Origin of the sequence: Sulfurivermis fontis, assembly GCF_004001245.1 — a bacterium.
Lineage (GTDB): Bacteria > Pseudomonadota > Gammaproteobacteria > Thiohalomonadales > Thiohalomonadaceae > Sulfurivermis > Sulfurivermis fontis.
In genome coordinates, this window is the sequence record NZ_AP018724.1 from 433336 (window position 1) to 451671 (window position 18336).

General features: G+C 62.9%; 18 protein-coding genes. 15 read left to right on the forward strand and 3 right to left on the reverse strand.

Going from position 1 to position 18336, the window contains the following annotated elements:
* The first annotated feature begins 358 nt into the window (after positions 1 to 358).
* The 9 genes from EP379_RS02305 (at position 359) to EP379_RS02340 (ending at position 7003) form a co-directional block, all read left to right on the forward strand.
* Positions 359 to 3649 carry an LAGLIDADG family homing endonuclease gene (locus EP379_RS02305; RefSeq protein ID WP_127475407.1) on the forward strand — a complete coding sequence of 1097 codons (3291 nt, stop codon included), beginning with the start codon at positions 359 to 361 and terminating at the stop codon, positions 3647 to 3649.
* A 198-nt stretch (positions 3650 to 3847) separates the two neighbouring features.
* On the forward strand, positions 3848 to 4549 hold the full coding sequence (locus tag EP379_RS02310; RefSeq protein ID WP_127475409.1) for a TSCPD domain-containing protein: 702 nt from the start codon (positions 3848 to 3850) through the stop codon (positions 4547 to 4549).
* 65 nt (positions 4550 to 4614) lie between these two features.
* Positions 4615 to 4896 (forward strand): DUF4258 domain-containing protein, encoded by a 282-nt coding sequence (locus EP379_RS02315; RefSeq protein ID WP_127475411.1) that lies wholly within the window; start codon positions 4615 to 4617, stop codon positions 4894 to 4896.
* A gap of 2 nt (positions 4897 to 4898) precedes the next feature.
* Positions 4899 to 5123, forward strand: a complete 225-nt coding sequence (locus EP379_RS02320) for a type II toxin-antitoxin system MqsA family antitoxin (RefSeq protein ID WP_127475413.1) — start codon at positions 4899 to 4901, stop codon at positions 5121 to 5123.
* Between the two features lie 80 nt (positions 5124 to 5203).
* Complete coding sequence (locus tag EP379_RS02325) at positions 5204 to 5701, forward strand: hypothetical protein (protein WP_127475415.1); 498 nt, start codon at positions 5204 to 5206, stop codon at positions 5699 to 5701.
* Between the two features lie 253 nt (positions 5702 to 5954).
* Entirely contained in the window at positions 5955 to 6104 is a 150-nt protein-coding gene (locus EP379_RS16310) for a hypothetical protein (RefSeq protein ID WP_172600353.1), read from the forward strand.
* Between the two features lie 84 nt (positions 6105 to 6188).
* Positions 6189 to 6386, forward strand: coding sequence for a hypothetical protein (locus EP379_RS02330; protein ID WP_127475417.1), 198 nt, complete (start codon positions 6189 to 6191; stop codon positions 6384 to 6386).
* Between the two features lie 69 nt (positions 6387 to 6455).
* Positions 6456 to 6653 (forward strand): hypothetical protein, encoded by a 198-nt coding sequence (locus tag EP379_RS02335; protein WP_127475419.1) that lies wholly within the window; start codon positions 6456 to 6458, stop codon positions 6651 to 6653.
* Entirely contained in the window at positions 6650 to 7003 is a 354-nt protein-coding gene (locus EP379_RS02340; RefSeq protein WP_127475422.1) for a hypothetical protein, read from the forward strand. The genes EP379_RS02335 and EP379_RS02340 overlap by 4 nt, the downstream gene beginning before the upstream one ends.
* A 73-nt stretch (positions 7004 to 7076) precedes the next feature.
* Here EP379_RS02340 and EP379_RS02345 read toward each other — a convergent pair whose 3' ends face one another.
* Positions 7077 to 7400, reverse strand: a complete 324-nt coding sequence (locus EP379_RS02345) for a hypothetical protein (RefSeq protein ID WP_127475425.1) — start codon at positions 7398 to 7400, stop codon at positions 7077 to 7079.
* 352 nt (positions 7401 to 7752) lie between these two features.
* Here EP379_RS02345 and EP379_RS02350 point away from each other — a divergent pair, with 352 nt between their 5' ends.
* Positions 7753 to 7986: a KTSC domain-containing protein gene (locus EP379_RS02350; RefSeq protein ID WP_269471043.1), complete on the forward strand. Its 234-nt coding sequence runs from the start codon at positions 7753 to 7755 to the stop codon at positions 7984 to 7986.
* 120 nt (positions 7987 to 8106) lie between these two features.
* Positions 8107 to 9120, forward strand: a complete 1014-nt coding sequence (locus EP379_RS02355; RefSeq protein ID WP_197722840.1) for an extracellular catalytic domain type 1 short-chain-length polyhydroxyalkanoate depolymerase — start codon at positions 8107 to 8109, stop codon at positions 9118 to 9120.
* A 95-nt stretch (positions 9121 to 9215) separates the two neighbouring features.
* On the opposite strand, the gene EP379_RS02360 is transcribed toward EP379_RS02355, so the two are convergent.
* The gene (locus EP379_RS02360) at positions 9216 to 10526 is read right to left on the reverse strand and encodes a hemolysin family protein (protein WP_127475430.1); all 1311 of its coding nucleotides are present in this window, start codon (positions 10524 to 10526) and stop codon (positions 9216 to 9218) included.
* A 165-nt stretch (positions 10527 to 10691) separates the two neighbouring features.
* On the opposite strand from EP379_RS02360, the gene EP379_RS02365 reads away from it, so the two are divergent.
* A complete protein-coding gene (locus EP379_RS02365) occupies positions 10692 to 11132 on the forward strand; it encodes a YcgN family cysteine cluster protein (protein ID WP_172600354.1) in 441 nt (146 codons plus the stop codon).
* A gap of 141 nt (positions 11133 to 11273) precedes the next feature.
* Here the strand turns inward: EP379_RS02365 and EP379_RS02370 are convergent, their stop codons facing one another.
* Positions 11274 to 11666 carry a YkgJ family cysteine cluster protein gene (locus EP379_RS02370; RefSeq protein ID WP_127475433.1) on the reverse strand — a complete coding sequence of 131 codons (393 nt, stop codon included), beginning with the start codon at positions 11664 to 11666 and terminating at the stop codon, positions 11274 to 11276.
* Between the two features lie 215 nt (positions 11667 to 11881).
* On the opposite strand from EP379_RS02370, the gene EP379_RS02375 reads away from it, so the two are divergent.
* Genes EP379_RS02375 through EP379_RS02385 form a run of 3 tightly spaced genes read left to right on the forward strand, consistent with a single transcriptional unit; the run spans position 11882 to position 17495 of the window.
* Positions 11882 to 12796, forward strand: a complete 915-nt coding sequence (locus EP379_RS02375; RefSeq protein ID WP_127475435.1) for a phosphate/phosphite/phosphonate ABC transporter substrate-binding protein — start codon at positions 11882 to 11884, stop codon at positions 12794 to 12796.
* 5 nt (positions 12797 to 12801) lie between these two features.
* Positions 12802 to 15624 (forward strand): EAL domain-containing protein, encoded by a 2823-nt coding sequence (locus EP379_RS02380; protein ID WP_127475437.1) that lies wholly within the window; start codon positions 12802 to 12804, stop codon positions 15622 to 15624.
* Complete coding sequence (locus tag EP379_RS02385) at positions 15621 to 17495, forward strand: peptidase U32 family protein (protein WP_127475439.1); 1875 nt, start codon at positions 15621 to 15623, stop codon at positions 17493 to 17495. The genes EP379_RS02380 and EP379_RS02385 overlap by 4 nt, the downstream gene beginning before the upstream one ends.
* The last annotated feature ends 841 nt before the right edge of the window (positions 17496 to 18336 follow it).

Consider the following 18336-nt stretch of genomic DNA (forward strand, 5'->3'; position numbering starts at 1 on the left):
GGGTGGTGGTAGATCAAGGCCGCACCGCAGCCAGGGAAATCATAGACGTTGTTGTGGTCGGCATCTGGTTGGTGAGGACTTGCTTGCGGCCATGCGGGCTGAAAAACCGCTATATTAGGAACACAATATATTGTGTTCCAGCGCACAATTCTGGTGCTTGGCGTATCTTCATGAATCCACAAAGAAAATTTTTAATCCATTGTTTTGTAATAAATTTCTTTTTATTGACAGTCCGGGCCGGCACCCCTAACCTATTGCGCCCATAACAACATATTGTGTTGAGCAGCATCAGGACCACGACGTGTCGCAGGAAGGCGGCGGCACCTGAGCAGACAACAATAAAGGGAGAATTGAATAAGTGACCAAGAGCACGGCACATCTCAAGGCAGTTTCCACCACAGTCACCGAAATCCCGTTCCAACCCGCGTCCCTGGACATCTGGGACAAGAAATACCGCCTCAAGACCAAGTCCGGCGAGATCATCGACCAGAGCATCGACGACACCTACCAGCGTGTCGCCCGCGCCCTGGCCGACGTCGAGGAAACCCCGGAGAAGCGCGAGGAGTGGTATGGCCGCTTTTTGTGGGCGCTGCGCCAGGGCGCCATCCCCGCCGGCCGCATCACCTCCAACGCCGGCGCATTGGCCTACAAGCCCGCCACCTCCACCATCAATTGCACGGTGTCCGGCACGGTACGCGACTCCATGGACGACATCCTCGGCAAGGTGCACGAGGCGGGGCTGACCCTGAAGGCCGGCTGTGGCATCGGTTACGAGTTTTCCACCCTGCGCCCCAAGGGCGCCTTCGTCGCCGGCGCCGGCGCCTACACCTCCGGCCCGCTGTCCTTCATGGATATCTTCGACAAGATGTGTTTCACCGTCTCCTCCGCCGGCGGCCGCCGCGGCGCGCAGATGGCGACCTTCGACGTCGGCCACCCGGACGTGATGGACTTCATCCGCGCCAAGCGCGAGGACGGCCGCCTGCGTCAGTTCAACCTGTCGCTGCTGGTGACCCGCGACTTCATGGAGGCGGTCAAGACCGATGCCGACTGGCAACTCGCCTTTCCGCTGTCCGAGAAGGAGGTGGAGATCGACAAGATCGACCTGTCCGACCGTGCCAACGTGATCTGGCGTGAATGGCCCACCACTGAAGGCTACATCGCCAATGATGAAGGGCTGGTCGCCTGTCGCATCTACAAGACCATCCGCGCCCGTCGTCTGTGGGACATGATCATGGCCTCCACCTACGACTTCGCCGAGCCGGGCTTCATCCTCATCGATCAGTACAACGAGATGAACAACAACTGGTTCTGCGAGAACATCCGCGCCACCAACCCCTGCGTTACCGCCGATACCTGGGTGCAGACCGCCGCCGGCCCGCGTCAGGTAAGTGACCTCATCGGTCAGCCGTTTCTGGCCCGCGTCGATGGCGTCGATCACGCCACAGGTGCCGAGGGTTTCTTCCGTACCGCCACCAAGCCGGTGGTGGAGCTGCAAACCGCCGAGGGCTACAGCCTCAAGCTCACCGCCGATCACCGCGTGCGCCGCGTGACCCGGTTCACCCGCTACAGCACGGAAAGCGAATGGTGCGCTGCGGGCGAATTGCGGGCCGGTGATCGCGTGCTGCTCAACGACCACCGTGCCAACAGCGTGTGGAGCGGAGCCTACGGCCGTAACGAAGGCTATCTGATGGGCCTGCTGCTCGGTGATGGCACCCTCAAGCAGGACGCCGCCGTGCTGTCCGTATGGCAGACCGCTGCTGTGGCCAACGGGGCTGCCGCGCAGCTCGGCAACGGCGTGCAGGCGATGATGGCCGAGGCCCTGGCCGCCGCACGCAGCCTGCCGCACCGTGCCGACTTCGCCGGCTGGAGCGAAGTGGCCGGCCGCGGTGAATACCGCCTGTCCACCGCCGCCATCCGCGACCTGGCCTTCGAGCTCGGCATGACGCCGGGCAACAAGGCCATCACCGCACGCATGGAGCAGACCTCCAGCGAGTTCTACAGCGGCTTCCTGCGCGGTCTGTTCGATACCGACGGCTCGGTACAGGGCAGTCAGGCCAAGGGTGTATCCGTGCGCCTGGCCCAGTCCGATCTCGCCACCCTGCAAGCGGCACAGCGCATGCTGTTGCGTCTCGGCATTGCCTCCACCCTGTATCGCGATCGCCGTGTTGCCGGCAGCACGCTGCTGCCGAATGGCAAGGGCGGCGTGAGCGAGTACGTCACCCAGGCGCAGCATGAACTGGTCATCAGCGGCGAGAACCTGGCGCGCTTCCGCGAGCTGATCGGCTTTGCCGACAGCGACAAGGCCGCGCGTCTCGATGCGCTGCTGGCTGGTTACAAGCGCACCCTCAACCGCGAGCGTTTCACTGCCCGTGTCGAGGCCGTCGTGCCCGCCGGTGTGGAAGACGTGTACGACGTGCAGGTGCCCGGCATCAACACCTTCGATGCCAATGGCCTGCACGCTCACAACTGCGGCGAGCAAGGCCTGCCGCCCTATGGCTCCTGCCTGCTCGGCTCCATCAACCTGACCAAGTTCGTGCTGGACCCGTTCACCGAGCAGGCGCGCTTCGACTGGGACAGCTTCCGCGAGGCGGTCGCCGTCTTCACCCGCATGCTCGACAACGTGGTGGAGATCAACGGCCTGCCGCTGGAGCAGCAGCGCATCGAGATCACCACCAAGCGCCGTCACGGTATGGGGTACTTAGGGTTAGGTTCCACCCTCACCATGCTGCGCATGAAGTACGGTGACGACGACTCCGTCGCCTTCACCGAGCGTGTCACGCGCGAAATGGCCCTGGTGGGCTGGCGCACCGGCCTCGACCTGGCCAAGGAAAAGGGTCCGGCCCCGATCATGGAGCAGGAATTCACCGTCACCGGCGACATGCTGCGCAAGCGCCCGGAGATGAAGAAGGACGGCTACAAGGTCGGTGACAAGGTGAAGGGCAAGGTGCTGCATGCGCGCTACAGCCGCTACATGCAGCGTGTCGCCGAGGTCGATCCGGAACTGGTCAATGCCCTGGCCGAGGTGGGCTGCCGCTTCACCCACCACAGTTCCATCGCCCCCACCGGTACCATCTCCCTGTCCCTGGCCAACAACGCCAGCAACGGCATCGAGCCCTCGTTCGCGCACCACTACTCGCGCAACGTGATCCGCGAAGGCAAGAAGACCAAGGAGAAGGTGGACGTGTTTTCCTTCGAACTGCTCGCCTACCGCGAACTGGTCAACCCGCAGGCCATGCCCTACGCCGACAAGCCGGAGCAGAAGCTGCCCGAGTATTTCATCTCCGCCGATGAAGTCACCCCCAAGCAGCACGTCGACATCCAGGCCGCGGCGCAGAAGTGGATCGACTCGTCCATCTCCAAGACGGCGAACGTCCCCACGGACTTCCCCTACGAGGACTTCAAGGATATCTACCTCTACGCCTACGAACAGGACCTCAAGGGCTGCACCACCTTCCGCTTCAACCCCGAGGCCTTCCAGGGCGTCCTGGTCAAGGAAAAGGACTTGGAGAACACCACCTACCGCTTCGAACTGGAAGACGGCCAGGTGTTGGAGGTAAAGGGCAACGAAGAGATCGAATACGACGGCGAAATGCATACCGCCGCCAACCTGTACGACGCCATCAAGGAAGGCTATTACGGCAAGTTCTGACCCTCATCTCTCCCTCCCCCTCACAGGGGGAGGGCAGGGAGGGGGCCTTCCTCCTCCCCCGCTAGTGGGGGAGGTCGGGAGGGGGAAAGAGGACACAACAACAGCGTTTTGCCAGGGGGAAAGCCACGGCGGGCACGGAGAAAAAACAAAGCAACACCGTGCCCCCCGTTCTTAACCCCGGCTTAAGGAGGAAACCACATGGCCATCAAGATCGAAAAGAAGATTGTCGGCTACGGCGTCGTCAAAGAAGACGACAAGAAGGATCAGGCGCCCGCCGCCGCCGAGGTCAAGAAAGAGACCACCAACGTCGTCCACCTGACCGAGGCGCTGGAACGCCCGGAGATGCTGCTCGGCTCCACCTACAAGGTGAAGACGCCGCTCTCCGAGCACGCCCTCTACGTCACCATCAACGACATCATCCTCAATCCGGGCACCGACCACGAACTGCGCCGCCCCTTCGAGGTGTTCATCAACTCGAAGAACATGGACCACTTCCAGTGGATCGTCGCCCTGACCCGCATCATCTCCGCCGTGTTCAGAAAAGGCGGCGACGTCACCTTCCTGGTGGAGGAACTGCGCTCGGTGTTCGACCCGCGCGGCGGCTACTTCAAGAAGGGCGGCAAGTACATGCCCTCCCTGGTGGCCGAAATCGGCGACGCCATCGAATGCCACCTGCGCATGATCGGCCTCATCAAGAGCAACGACCTCGACGAACACCAGCGCAAGCTGATCGAGGAAAAGCGCGCCCAGTACAACGCCACCGTCAAGGACGCCGAGGCCAGGGAGCCGAGCGAATTCCCCGACGGCGCGCAGCTGTGCGGCAAGTGCCACACCAAGGCGGTGATACAGATGGATGGGTGTATGACTTGTCTGAACTGCGGCGATAGTAAGTGCGGTTGATGTCGTAGCCAGTCGCAGGCTCGCGGAGATACAACGCCACAACCACAGGAGAGAAGTCGTCCTCGATGGACTGCACCGGCGTCATGTTCAGCGGTCATGCACTGCGGAGGATGTTTGAACGCAAAATCGACCGTCTGAGTGTCTCCGCAGTAATCCGCTCGGGAGAGACGATAGTCGATTACCCGGATGACCGCCCCTATCCCAGCCGTCTCCTTCTGGGCTGGCCGGACGGCGGCCCGCTCCATGTGGTCGTCGCCCAGGAACCCGGCAACGGAATGTGCTATGTCATTACGGTGTATATTCCCGATGCGGTATTGTGGAGCGACGACTTCAGGACGAGGAGGTAGTCATGCAGTGCGTACTCTGTAGACAAGGCGCAACCAAGCCGGGTCATGTTACCGTTACCCTCGAGCGTGGCGGCAGCGTGGTGATCTTCAAGGATGTTCCGGCAGAGGTGTGCGAGAACTGCGGCGAATACTACCTTTCCGATGAAGTGACAGACCGGCTCATGAGCCGTGCTGAAGAGGCGATCCGCCAGGGCGCTGAAGTGGAGATTGTGCGCTACGCGGCATAGCTCATGCTACCCGAGGCTAACACCTCAAGAAGTGATGGGTGCGAAGGAGTTGGTCCAGTGACAAGGAAAGTCGACACGGGATGAATCAGAAGCCGGTACCTGCGGGAGTGGGTGCCGGCTTTCACTTTGCAGACTCAACGTTCCGCGCTTTAGCTATGACCATCAATCCCTACCTTCCTCCGCGCGCATCACTGGAGCAGGCTGTTGCGGCGTGGCGTCCGAATCCTTATTGGCGATGGGGCAACAGGTTATATGGTGTTGCCATGCTGATCTTCGTGCTCTTCCTGGTCCGGGGCAGGGCCTTGGTGCCAGATGTTCATACGTTTGTTACGCTGCTGTTATTTCTGGCACCCCTCGCCGGTTACTATGTGGCGGTATCCGCTTCGGCGGCACGGGCGCACAAACTGTGGCGCGTGGCGCACCTGCTCCTGGTGTGCTTCATGTTCTGGCTGGCTGTTGATGACTGGCTGCGCGACAAGTCGACGCCAGCCATCGGTTGGTTTCTGATTTCGCTCAATGTATTGTCGTTTACAAGCAACGAAATATTTCACCGACACAGACGCCGCGTGCCAGATTGAGTGGAGTTGGTTAAAGTATGTGTGGCGCAGGTAATCAAGGACGGACCGCGGTTTCAGCGTGGTAGGTTGGGCTGAGGTACGAAGCCCAACGAAACGTCCGGGATGTTGGGCTTCCTGCGTCAGCGCCAACCTACGATGATGCGCCGTTCGGGGCATTACAGAATAATCTTGAACAGATAACGGTTTTATGGCTCGACCGGGAAGTATATGGGGGTCGGTAAGCCAAGATTGAATCTTGGGGAGGGGAATTAAATTGACTAGAAAAATCGGTTTCCTCGTGCTGGCCGTTTGGCTCGTGTTGAATGGCCTGATCCCACTTCTGCACCTCAGCTTTTCCGGTATCGGTGTGGTGATGGCCGGACTGTCGATTGCTGCTGGTGTACTGATCGCGGTGGGACGTTAACTGATAGCAAGGTTTGCAGAGCTGCCTTAAAGCAACTCTAGACCGATGGGCATAGAACGCAGTTTTCGACGGGGGCGTGAAGTAATGGACGGCTGGGGTAATGTTCTGTTTGTCTTGTACGGTCTGCCGCCGGCCATCGTTCTTGCTGGGGCGTTGATGGCAAAACTTGTGGCCCGCTTGTTGGACAAGCGACTCGGATGGTGGCCGGCGCTGGGTATCGGGGTGGTGGTGCTTGTCGCCAGTTTCGTGGCGTATGCGCAGTACCTGATGCGGACCGATTGAGATCAGGGCAGATTTGTTTTTGTGATCGGCTCCAGACCGGTTGTTCTTGAAGGCAAGGGGACCGTAGTAATGGATGTGTGGGACGAGTTTCTGCTGTTCGTGTACGGTCTGCCGCCGGCCATCGTCATGGGTGTGGCGCTCATCGCACGGCTGTTTGCCCGGCTTGTGGGCAAGCCCATGGGGTGGGGGAAGGCGTTCGGCATCGGCGCGCTCGCGCTCGTGGTCGGTATCGTTGGGCTGGCGGTCTATTTGATGGTGAGCGGGTGACCATGTTGCTCGATTTGATCGTCCTGTGCGTCGCGCTGTTCCTCATCGGCTGGTTCCTGATCCATCGCTTCCGGGTGAGACATTTCGGGGCGGACGGGAATATCACCGCCTTCTCCACGCTCAAGGCCCTGATGATCTTTTTCCTGCTGATGTTCGCGCTGGGGGTGGTGGCGTTCGCGTCTGGCGCACTCGTCTGGTTCGGCCTGGGATTTTTCATGCCGGGTATCTCCGACGAATTGCGGATGAGTTATGCGGCAATGGCCGCGACGATTTTCTGCCTCTACCTGCTCGTGGGTCGGCCGCTGTGGCTGGTGTCGAAGGCCAAGGAGCAGGAGGACAGACAGGTTTGAGGCACGCGGCCCAGGGAACGCCTGCTTTGTCAGGCTTCCTGCGTCAGCGCAACCTGTGCTGATGGCGGGGCGATTAGAGTTCCAACTCCATCTGCTCGATGGTGATGATGCGGCCGGTGGACGGGCTGTAGCTGAATGTGCCGACCACGCGCAGCGTGCGGCCCACCAGCGGCGGCAGCTGGTCTTCCGGCAGCAGGGCGACGCGGTTCAGCTTGTCGTCCTCGATCCAGTAGTGGCGCGGGTTGTCGAAGGTGCGCACCACGCCGCGGGTGGCGACGCGCTCGCCGTCGTATTCACGTTGCATGTCCACCAGTGTTTCCAGCGTGACATTTCCGGAGTTCGTGCCGCAGGCGGTCAACAGGATTGCGTACAGGGCGGTGGCAAATAGCGGTTTCATCAAGGCGTTCATCATGGGTGTGCGCCGGGTTCCAGTAGTGCGGGGCCTTGCGTAGGATGGGCGGGGCGCAGCGTACCCCATCACCATAGGCAGGTAAAGCAAGCGGGGGATTGCGTTGCCACGCCACCCACCCTATGCATCTTACAGGATGTCGCCATGGACATGAAAAAGATTAAGGAAGCTCTGAATAAGTTCAGAGCTTCCGCGGCACAGGGATGTGCCGCCATTTTTCAACGACGATAAGTCGTTGAAAAATGAAGCCAAGCGAAAATCACACTTTTCGCTTGGCGTGGTCTGAGAAGTCCAGGATGGACTTATTCAGACCTTCCTTAATGCTGGCAAGCTGCGCGCCATCGGTTATGACGCCCGCGAGCGCCTGTTGCGGGTGCGGCTCGACGACGGCACGACGCTGCGGTACAGCGGCGTGGGTGAAGAGGTGTGGCGGCGCTTCAGCGGCTCGGGTGTGGCGTGGAACTTTTACCGCGACAACATCGAGGAGCAGTTTGCGGCGCAGCGGGTTTCGTCTGCATCGGCCGTCGACACCAGTGCGCTGGAGGCGTTGTTCGGGAAGAAGCAGGAGCAATGATGGGCAGGATGGCTGGTCTGCGTGAGATGTAAATTCGGACCGGATAACGCAACCGCCGCGGGTCGGAGCGCAAGCTGGGGCACTTGCGGCATGTAACTGGCGTAGCGAAAGGAGGTAGGGATGAGGGCCTGCAAACGTGTGGTGGGAATGTTGGCGATCTGCTGCGCCGTGCTGTTGCCCTGCACGGGTTTTGCGCTGGATGATTCATTGCGCGATCGCGTCAAGGAGCGCATGGCGGAGCGCCGCACCGCGAGCGGGCAAGCTGAGTCGGTCCCTGCCGCGACACCGCCCGGCGACCATGTTTATACCCTCCGTCACGGTGGGCTGGAGCGGCGATACCGCCTGCATGTCCCTACCGGCTACGACGCGGCCCGCCCGATGCCACTGCTGGTGGCCCTGCACGGTGGCGGCGGCAACATGGATTATCAGGCCAACGACAAGTTCTACGGGCTGATCTCCAAGTCGGAGCGGGAGGGGTTTGTGGTCGCCTTTCCCAACGGCTACAGCCGCTTGCGCGGCGGCAGACTGGCGACGTGGAACGCGGGTCGTTGCTGCGGCGATGCGCGTGACCGGAACATCGACGACGTCGGATTTATCCGCAAAATGGTCGCGGAGATTGGACAGCGGGTGAATGTCGATTCCGCCCGCATCTATGCTACCGGCATGTCCAACGGCGGCTTGATGTCTTACCGCCTGGCTTGTGAGATGGCGGATGTATTTACCGCCATCGCGCCGGTGGCGGGCACCGACAATACGCTTACGTGCAGTCCGGCGCGACCGGTATCGGTATTGCATATCCACGCGCGGGATGATGGCCACGTGCTGTTCGAGGGCGGCGCGGGGCCGGCGGCGGTGGATGGGGCCAAGATCACCGATTTCACCTCGGTAGCTGACACCGTGGCGAAGTGGGTGCAGTTGAACGGGTGCCGGCGCGAGGCGCAACGCACCCTGGAAACGGCCGGCGTCTATTGCGATACCTACAGCCAGTGCCGCGGCGGCGCGCAGGTGCAGCTTTGCGTGACTGAGGACGGCGGCCACTCCTGGCCGGGGGGCAACAAACCGCGCATTGGCGCCAAGCCGTCGCGGGCCATTTCGGCCAATGACGTGATGTGGGAGTTTTTCAGCCGCCGCTGAGGCCGTCGAGGATTGGCGTGGTCTGAGAAGTCCAGGATGGACTTATTCAGACCTTCCCTAGGGGAGGCCATCCCACGCCCGGTGGCGCAGGATACCTACGGCGTATCCGCCGTGCCCGTGCCGCGGCGTGTGGCAAGCACCTGATCGACGCGGTTGCGATCCACGTCCACCACCTCGAAGTCCCAGCCCTCCCAGGTGAAGCGCTCCGCCTTGCGCGGGATGCGGCCGAGGGAGGCGAGCACGAAGCCGCCGACGGTATGGAAGTTGCCCAGTTCCTCGTGCGGCACGCTGCCGATCTCCAGCTTGTCTTTCATCTCGTCGATGGCGAGCAGGCCGTCGAGCAGCCATGAACCATCGGGGCGGCGCACCGCCAGGCTTTCCTCCGGGCTGTCGGCCAGCGGCATCATCTCGCCCACCAGCGAGAGCATCAGGTCGTCCACGGTGACGATGCCTTCGGTATGGCCGAATTCGCTCACCACCAGCGCGAAGGTGGTCCGCTGCTGGCGGAAGGTGCGCAGCAGTTCGATCAGGGTCAGCGTCGCCGGGACATACAGCGGCTGTTCCAGCGGGATCTCGGCGAAGTCGATGTCGCCGGCGATGGCGGCCTGCAGGATGTCGTGACTCTCGGCGATGCCGATCACCTGCTGGATGTCGCCCTTGCACACCGGCAGTTGCGCGTGCGGCGCCTCGCGCAGCACGCGCAGATTGTCTTCGCGCGGCGCAGTGAGATCGAGCCAGGCGACATCGGCGATGGGCGTCATGATGGCGGCGAGACGACGATCATCCAGGCGCAACACATTGCCCACGAGCACGCTCTCTTCCGGGGCGATGGTGCCGGAGCGTTCGCCTTCGTCGATGTAGGCGAGGATGTCCTCGACGCTGGTGACGGCCGGCGCGGCCTGCACTGGCAGCAGGGCCAGCACGCGATCGGCGGACCAGGACAGAAAGTGGATCGCCGGCGACAGCAGGCGGATGAACAGTGACATGCTGGGTGCGCAGAAGGCGGCGACCTTTTCGGGATGGGCGATGGCGATGCGCTTGGGTACGATCTCGCCGAGCACGATGGAAACGGCGGTGACCAGGACGATGGTGATGGTCAGGGCGATGCCGCCGCTCCAGCCGGAGAGCATGGGCAGGCCGGTGGCGATGGCCTGCTCGATGGAGGCGGACAGCGCCGACTCACCGTAGATGCCCATCAGCAGGGCGGCGGCGGTGATACCGGTCTGGGTGGCCGCCAGCAGGCGGCTGGGGGCGTCCTTGATGGCGATGGCCGCACTGGCACCGCCGTCGCCTTCTTCCGCCATCTGTGTCAGCCGCGAACGGCGCGCCGAGGCGAGGGCCATTTCGGCGAGGGCGAAGAAACCGGACAGAACGATCAGGAAGATGAGGATCCAAAGGGCGCTCATGGCGGCACCTCCGTGGGGGTGGACCGCGCCATTCTACCCGTTCTGTCATGTCAGTTGTTGTGTTCAGACCGGGGCGGCACCGATGGTACAGCGAAATATCTCCGGCCTACTGCAGAGGGAGATTTCAGCCGACCCTACGGGAGCCGGAGCGAGTAGAATGGCGCCATGACCATACGATCCTTCTGGCAACTTCCCCTGGCACAGCTCACCGCCACGGAGTGGGAGCAGTTGTGCGATGGCTGCGGCCGCTGCTGCTTGCACAAGCTGGAGGACGAGGACAGCGGTGAGGTGTATTACACGCGCGTCGCCTGCGCCAGACTCGATATCGACACCTGCCGTTGCACCGCCTATGCAGCGCGGGCGCAGGCGGAGCCGGAGTGTGCGGTGATCACGCCGGCCAATATCGCCGCGCTGGATTACCTACCGGAGAGCTGTGCCTACCGTCTGCGCCACGCCGGCCTGCCGCTGCCGCCGTGGCATCCGCTGCTGAGCGGTGATGCGCGCAGCGTGCATCGCGCCGGCATATCGGTGCGCAGCTATGCGCTGCCGTTGTCCGCGGTGCCCGATCCGGATGACCTGGAAGACTTCATCATCGATCCGCCGTAACCGCGCTGCCGGCGCACGTGCATTTTCCGAGTGCCGGCGACAGTACGCACGGGAACACCTTCCTCGTATCTTGTGCCTTGTCCCTCGTATCTATCCGCCGTGCCGCGCCTGCCTGCGGCAGCTGCAACAGGAATGCGCCGATCAGGTCTGCGGGATGTAGGCGCAGTAGCCCGGCCGCGGACCGATGCGCGGATGGTTGCGGCAGGTGTCCGGGCGGCGTTCGTAGACCGTGCAGCGGCGTGTGGCGGCGTCGAGATAGACGCAGTCGCCATTGGCGCGCCGCGCCAGGGTGAACAGTCCGCTCCTGAGGTTGAAGTGCTCGATGAGGCCGGCCTTTTCCAGGCGCCGGGCGATGGGCTTGAGCGGCTCCTCCGCCTCGAAGGCATCCATCACGCCCAGGCGGATCAGATCGGTGACGCGCACCTCGGCCGGCAGTGTGCAGCAGGTGGCGCGGCAGTCGTCGCACAGGCCGTTGCGGTACTTGTGCCAGGTGGTGAGCCGTTCGGGATCGGCGCCGGTGCGGGGTTTGCTCATATGTTCCGTAGGGGTATGCCGGGGGCGGCATTATAGCGGCCGCCGCATGCATGAGTCGCGTGGCGCACAGTGGTCCGCCAGCGGCGTGTGTCCCCGTCCCGGCATAGGCGCCACTGCCGGCTTCCCGTATACTTGTGCCCATTACACGATATGCGCGCCGCGCCGCCGCCCCTGGCGACCGCAAGCGCAAGACTACTCTCCGGGAACCCCGCTTCATGAAGCCATCCCTCCGTGCCGTTGTGGCCTGCCTGGGTGTCTGCGCCGCCGTCGTGCTCGGTGGTTGCCAGGGCCGCGACGAGCCGGAGTACGCCCCGCGCTTTTCTGCCGAGGCCCCAAGCAGCGACCCGGTATACGTGTTCGGGGTGCATCCGCTGCACAATCCGCAACGCCTGCACGAGGTGTTCAGTCCGCTGATGGCCTACCTGAGCGCCCACATCGCGGGGGCCCGCTTCCGCCTGGAGGCCTCGCGCAACTACGCCGCCTACGACGAGAAGCTGTACGCGCGCCAGTTCCACTTCGCCCTGCCCAATCCCTACCAGACCATCAACGCCGTGAAGCATGGCTACCGTGTGTTCGGCAAGATGGGCGACGACGACAATTTCCGCGGCATCATCCTGGTGCGCAAGGACAGCGGCATCCGCGAGGTGCGCGACCTGCGCGGCAAGGCGGTGAGTTATCCGGCGCCGAGCGCGCTGGCGGCCACCATGCTGCCACAGTACTTTCTGCACAGCCACGGTATCGACGTGATGCATGACATCGAGAATCGCTATGTGGGTTCGCAGGAATCTTCCATCATGAACGTCTATCTCGGCGATGTGGCGGCCGGCGCCACCTGGCCGCCGCCGTGGCGTGCCCTCAGTCGTGAGCGGCCGGAGCTGGCAGCGGCGCTGGAGGTGCGCTGGCAGACCGATCCCCTGCCCAACAACGGTCTGGTGGTCCTGCCCGAGGTGCCGGAGACGGTGGTGGCGCAGGTGGGGCGGCTGTTGTTCTCCCTGCATGAATCGCCCGAGGGAAGGCGCCTGCTGGCGCCGATGGAGCTGTCGCGTTTCGAGCCGGCGGATGATGCGACCTACGCCCCGGTGCGTGAGTTCATCCACCGTTTCAGCGCCGCAGTGCGGCCGGTCGAGTAAATCCCATGTGGCGCTATTTACACCGTCTGTACACTGCCTCGATCACTAGGCAGCTGATGCTCGGCATTGCTGCTGTGCATGCCCTGTTGATGACCGTGTTCGTGTTCGACCTGGTGGGACGCGAGCGCATCTTCCTTTCCGAGCAGAGCGAGGCGCAGGCACTCAGTCTGGCCTCCACCCTGGCGGCCAATGGCACCTCCTGGGTACTGGCCAACGACATCGTCGGTATGGAGGAGGTGATTGTCGCCCAGGCGCATTATCCCGGCGTGCGTTATGCCATGTTTGTCGATCGGGACAACAAGGTGCTGGCCTATACCGACCGCAGTGTGGTGGGCCAGTATCTGGCCGACGCGGTAAGCCAGACACTGCTGGATGCCGCGCCGTTACCCCATCTGCTCATCAGCCGGGTAGAGTTCAACGATGCCGCCGCCCCGATCTTCAGCAACGAGGTACATATCGGCTGGGCGCGCGTCGGTCTGAGCCGGGGTGATATCACCGCCAATCTGCAGCAGGTAACACACGACGGCCTGACCTATACCGCCATCGCCATCGTCATCGGTTCGCTCTTCGCCTGGCTGATGGCGCGTGGCCTGACGCGCGGCCTGCGCACCCTGAGCGAACAGGCCGAGCGAGTGCGCCAGGGCGCGCGCAATGTGGAGTTTTCCTGCCAGCGCCATGACGAGATCGGCCGCCTGGCCGATGTGTTCGGCCGTATGGTAACGACGCTGGCGGAGCATGAGCTGATGATCGCCGAAAATCACGCCCTGCTGCGCTCGATACTGGATACCTCGCCGGACCTGATCTTCTTCAAGGACAGCAAAGGGGTCTATCTCGGCTGCAACAGTGCCTTTGCCGAGCTCGTTGGCCGCAGCGAGGCGGAGATTGTCGGCAAGACCGACCTCGATCTGTTCGATGCCGAGGTGGCGGAATCGTTTCGCGACAATGACCGCAAGATGCTGGAGCTGGGCGAGCGGCGCAGCAATGAAGAGTGGCTGACCTATCCGGACGGGCGGCGCATCCTGGTGGATACCCTGAAGACGCCATATTACGGCCCGCACGACACGGCGCTGGGTGTACTGGGCATCAGCCGCGATGTCACCGCCCGGTACCAGGCCGACGAGCAGGTGCGCCACACGCAGAAGATGCTGGAAAACGCCCAGCGTATTGCCCGCATCGGTTCCTGGGATCTGGATCTGGTGGCCAATCGCCTGCGCTGGACGCCCGAGGTCTACCACATCTTCGAGCTGGACCCGGCGGAGGTTACGCCCAGTTACGACGGCTTCCTGGCGGCGATACATCCCGAGGATCGCGACATGGTCGATCAGGCCTACCGCGACTCCCTGCGCACGCGCCGCCCCTACAAGCTGGAACACCGCCTGAGGATGAAGGACGGCCGCATCAAGTATGTCGAGGAGCAGGGCGAGACAATCTACGACACCAGCGGCAAGCCCATTCATTCCTACGGTACGGTGCAGGACATCACCGAGCGGCACCTGACCCATGCCCAGTTGCAGGAGAAGCAGCAGCATCTGGATCGCCTGGCCCATTACGACTCGCTCACCGGCCTGCCCAACCGTATGTTGTTCCGCGATCGTCTGGAGCAGTCGCTGCTCAAGGCGCGGCGGCGCCGCGAACAGCTGGCGGTGCTGTTCGTCGACCTGGACGAGTTCAAGCAGATCAACGACAGCCTGGGCCATGCGGTCGGTGACCTTGTGCTGCAGCAGGTGGCGCGCCGCTTCCTCTCCGTGGTGCGCGAGGAAGACTCGGTGGCGCGCCTGGGCGGCGACGAATTTACCGTGATTCTGGAGTCGGTACAGTCGGCGGAGAGCGTGTCGCAGGTGGCGCAGAAGCTGATCCATGTGACGCAGGAACCGCTGCACATCGACACGCGCGAACTGTATGTCACCACCAGCATCGGCATCAGCCTCTACCCCGGCGACGGCCAGGATGCGGAGACTCTGCTGCGCAATGCCGATACCGCCATGTTCAAGGCCAAGGAGCAGGGGCGCAACGCCTTCCATTTCTACACCGAGGACATGACCGAGAAGGCCTACGACCGCATCCTGATGGAGACCAATCTGCGCAATGCCCTGCGCAACGAGGAATTCGTGTTGTATTACCAGCCCAAGCTGTCGTTGCGTACCCGGGCCGTGGTCGGTATGGAGGCGCTGATCCGCTGGCAACTGCCCGAAGGCGGCATGATCTCCCCGCTACGCTTCATCCCGGTGGCGGAGGAGTCGGGCCTCATCATCCCGCTCGGTATCCGGGTCTTGCGCGAGGCATTCAAGCAGGCACGTCTCTGGCAAGAACAGGGACTGTTGCAGGGCCGCGTCGCTGTCAACCTATCAGGCAAGCAGTTGTATCAGCGTGATCTCATCGAGGTGATGCGCAACGTGTTGGCTGAAACCGGCTGCGACCCGACATGGATCGAACTGGAGGTGACAGAGGGTTTCGTGATGAAGAACCCGGAGCAGTCGATTCATCTGTTGGGTGAGTTGCGCGCCATGGGCTTCGAGCTGTCCATCGATGATTTCGGCACCGGCTATTCCTCCCTGGCCTATCTCAAGCAATTGCCCATCTCCAAACTGAAGATCGATCAGTCCTTCGTGCGCGGTATTCCTGCGGACAGCGACGACATGGCCATCGTCCGCGCCGTCATCGCCCTCGGCCACAGCCTGCAGCTCACCACCATCGCCGAAGGTGTGGAGACCGTGGCGCAGCGCGACTTCCTGCTGGCCGAAGGGGGCGACGAGGTGCAGGGCTATCTGTTCAGTCATCCCCTGCCCGAGGATCGGGCGAGCCAGTTTCTGGCGGCACACAAGATATGACGACCGCACGCCATCGCCTGGAACTGCTCGCCCCGGCCAAGAATGCCGAGTTCGGTTGCGAGGCCATCAATCACGGCGCTGACGCGGTGTATATCGGCGGCCCGTCGTTCGGCGCGCGTGCCGCGGCGGGCAATACCGTGGCCGATATCGCGCGGCTGGTGGACTATGCGCACCGCTATTCCGCACAGGTGTTCGTCGCCCTCAACACCATACTCAAGGACGAGGAACTGGAGGCGGCGCGGCAGCTCGCCTGGCAGGTATACGAGGCCGGTGCCGATGCCCTGATCATCCAGGATATGGGCTTGCTGGAGCTGGACCTGCCGCCCCTCGCCCTGCACGCCAGCACCCAGGCCGACAACCGCACGGCCGCCAAGGCGCATTTCCTGGAACAGGTGGGCTTCTCCCGCGTGGTGCTGGCGCGCGAGCTGTCGCTCAAGCAGATTCGTGAGATCGCGCAGGCCACCACCGCGGAGTTGGAGTTCTTCGTGCACGGCGCGCTGTGCGTCAGCTACAGCGGCCAGTGCTATGTCAGCCATGCGCAGACCGGGCGCAGCGCCAACCGCGGTGAGTGTTCACAGATGTGCCGCCTGCCGTTTTCCGTCGCCGACAGCAACGGCGCGATCGTGGTACGCGACCGCCATGTGCTCTCGCCCAAAGACAACAACCAAAGCGCCAACCTGCGCGCCCTGGTCGAGGCCGGCATCAGTTCGTTCAAGATCGAGGGACGCCTCAAGGACCTGTCCTACGTCAAGAACATCACTGCCCACTATCGCACCTTGCTGGATGAAATCATCGCCGAGGTACCGCACTACCGCGCCGCCTCCGCCGGGCGGTGCACCTTCTTCTTCCAGCCGCAGCCGGAGAAGAGCTTCAACCGCGGTTTCACCGATTACTTCACCCGGGAACGGCACCAGGACCTGCTGGCGCTGGACAGTCCCAAGTTTGTCGGCCTGCCCATCGGCAGCGTCACTCGCGTGGGACCGGACTGGTTCGAGGCGGAGAGCGAGGCCGAGTTGCACAACGGCGACGGCCTGAGCTGGTACGACGCCAACCATGAGCTGGCGGGCGTGCGCATCAATCGCGTCGAGGGGCGGCGCCTGTTTCCGGCGGAAAAGAACGTGCTGCCCGCCGTGGGCACCACGCTGTATCGCAACCGCGATCAGGCATTCGAGCGCCTGCTGGAGAAGAAGTCCGCCGAGCGCAGGATACGCGTGCAGATGCACTTTGCCGAAACGGCCGCCGGCTTTGCCTTGACTCTCATCGACGAGGAGGGTGTCACCGCCACCGTGGAGCTGGCGCAGCCGCATGAGCCGGCGCAGAACGCCGAGCGCGCCGAGGCCACCCTGCGCGAGCAGCTGGGCAAGCTGGGCAATACGATCTTCAAGGCGGAAGACATCACGCTGGCGCTGTCGGCGCCGTGGTTCATTCCCGTCGGCGCTCTCAATGCACTGCGCCGTGCAGCGGTGGACAAGCTGGAGGCGGCGCGCCGTGCGGCCTATCGCCGCCCCGTTCGTGCCCAGGCCGTCGAGCCGCCGCCGGCCTTTCCGCAGACCGAGCTGAGCTATCTGGGCAACGTCTACAACCAGCGCGCCCGCGATTTCTACACCCGCCACGGCGTCAGCCTCATCGCGGAGGCCTACGAGGCCAACCAGGAACGCGGTGAGGTGTCGCTGATGATCACCAAGCACTGCGTGCGCTACAGCTTCAACCTCTGCCCCAAGCAGGTGAAGGGCATCAAGCCCGATCCCATGACGCTGATCAGCGCCGGCGAGAACCTGCGCCTGGAGTTCGACTGCAAGCGCTGCGAGATGCATGTGATCGGGCGGCTGAAGCCGCAGAAGGTGGTGTTGGGGAGTTTGAAGCGGGGATAGCGCGCAGCGCTGTTTGACTTTGTTGTTGTGGTGCGCTGTCGCGCGGATTGATTTTTAAGGAAGGTCTGAATAAGTCCATCCTGGACTTTTCAGGTCGCTCCCGCCCCTCCCTGGGCTGCGCGACATAAGTCCATCCGTGGACAAAACCACGCCAAGCGAAAAGTGTGATTTTCGCTTGGCTTCATTTTTCAACGACTTATCGTCGTTGAAAAATGGCGGCACATCCCTGTGCCGCGGAAGCTCTGAACTTATTCAGAGCTTCCTTAACGGGGGATTCCGTCCCCCTGCGCCGGGTTACTTTTCTTTGAACGGCCAAAGAAAAGTAACCAAAAGAAAAGCCGCCCCGATGTCTCGCCCTGCGGGTTCCCTGCGCTACTCGCCCGGGACGGGTTTCTCCGACGGCACGTCCCTGTGCCGACGGAGAAATGCGCGCCATCCATGGCGCGCCCCCTGCGGGCTGTTCCGCCCCGGGCTGCGTTGCTCGGCGAGACAAAGGGGTTTGAAAGGCAAAGACGGCTCGCCTGACGGCATCGCGCTGTGAGGTGTGCGCTACGCGCACACAAAATGTGGGGTGCGCATTGCGCACCAATGCCGTGCCAGCCGAAGGATACGGTGCGTGGTGCGCACCCTACGGGAACCGGAGTGGTTTTGATTTTGGGTTTGTCTTTTGACTTTCCGCCTTTCCCCCCGTCTGCCGCGCCGAGCATCGCAGCCCGAATCGGGGGAAGCCCGTAGGGGACATGCCAGGGATGGCATGTCCTCGCCTTCGCGCCAGGACGGCGCGTAGGCGAGCGCCGATTCGGGCGAGAAGCGCAGGGGACCCGCAGGGCGCGGCAATCGG

Bases quoted from the DNA above. Each gene is read 5' to 3' on its own strand.
- EP379_RS02330 (WP_127475417.1), top strand. From the start codon at position 6,189: ATGGACGGCTGGGGTAATGTTCTGTTTGTCTTGTACGGTCTGCCGCCG.
- EP379_RS02310 (WP_127475409.1), top strand. From the start codon at position 3,848: ATGGCCATCAAGATCGAAAAGAAGATTGTCGGCTACGGCGTCGTCAAA.
- EP379_RS02360 (WP_127475430.1), bottom strand. From the start codon at position 10,526: ATGAGCGCCCTTTGGATCCTCATCTTCCTGATCGTTCTGTCCGGTTTC.
- EP379_RS02375 (WP_127475435.1), top strand. From the start codon at position 11,882: ATGAAGCCATCCCTCCGTGCCGTTGTGGCCTGCCTGGGTGTCTGCGCC.
- EP379_RS02320 (WP_127475413.1), top strand. From the start codon at position 4,899: ATGCAGTGCGTACTCTGTAGACAAGGCGCAACCAAGCCGGGTCATGTT.
- EP379_RS02315 (WP_127475411.1), top strand. From the start codon at position 4,615: ATGGACTGCACCGGCGTCATGTTCAGCGGTCATGCACTGCGGAGGATG.
- EP379_RS02365 (WP_172600354.1), top strand. From the start codon at position 10,692: ATGACCATACGATCCTTCTGGCAACTTCCCCTGGCACAGCTCACCGCC.
- EP379_RS02325 (WP_127475415.1), top strand. From the start codon at position 5,204: ATGAATCAGAAGCCGGTACCTGCGGGAGTGGGTGCCGGCTTTCACTTT.
- EP379_RS02370 (WP_127475433.1), bottom strand. From the start codon at position 11,666: ATGAGCAAACCCCGCACCGGCGCCGATCCCGAACGGCTCACCACCTGG.
- EP379_RS02345 (WP_127475425.1), bottom strand. From the start codon at position 7,400: ATGAAACCGCTATTTGCCACCGCCCTGTACGCAATCCTGTTGACCGCC.
- EP379_RS02355 (WP_197722840.1), top strand. From the start codon at position 8,107: ATGAGGGCCTGCAAACGTGTGGTGGGAATGTTGGCGATCTGCTGCGCC.
- EP379_RS02385 (WP_127475439.1), top strand. From the start codon at position 15,621: ATGACGACCGCACGCCATCGCCTGGAACTGCTCGCCCCGGCCAAGAAT.
- EP379_RS02380 (WP_127475437.1), top strand. From the start codon at position 12,802: ATGTGGCGCTATTTACACCGTCTGTACACTGCCTCGATCACTAGGCAG.
- EP379_RS02335 (WP_127475419.1), top strand. From the start codon at position 6,456: ATGGATGTGTGGGACGAGTTTCTGCTGTTCGTGTACGGTCTGCCGCCG.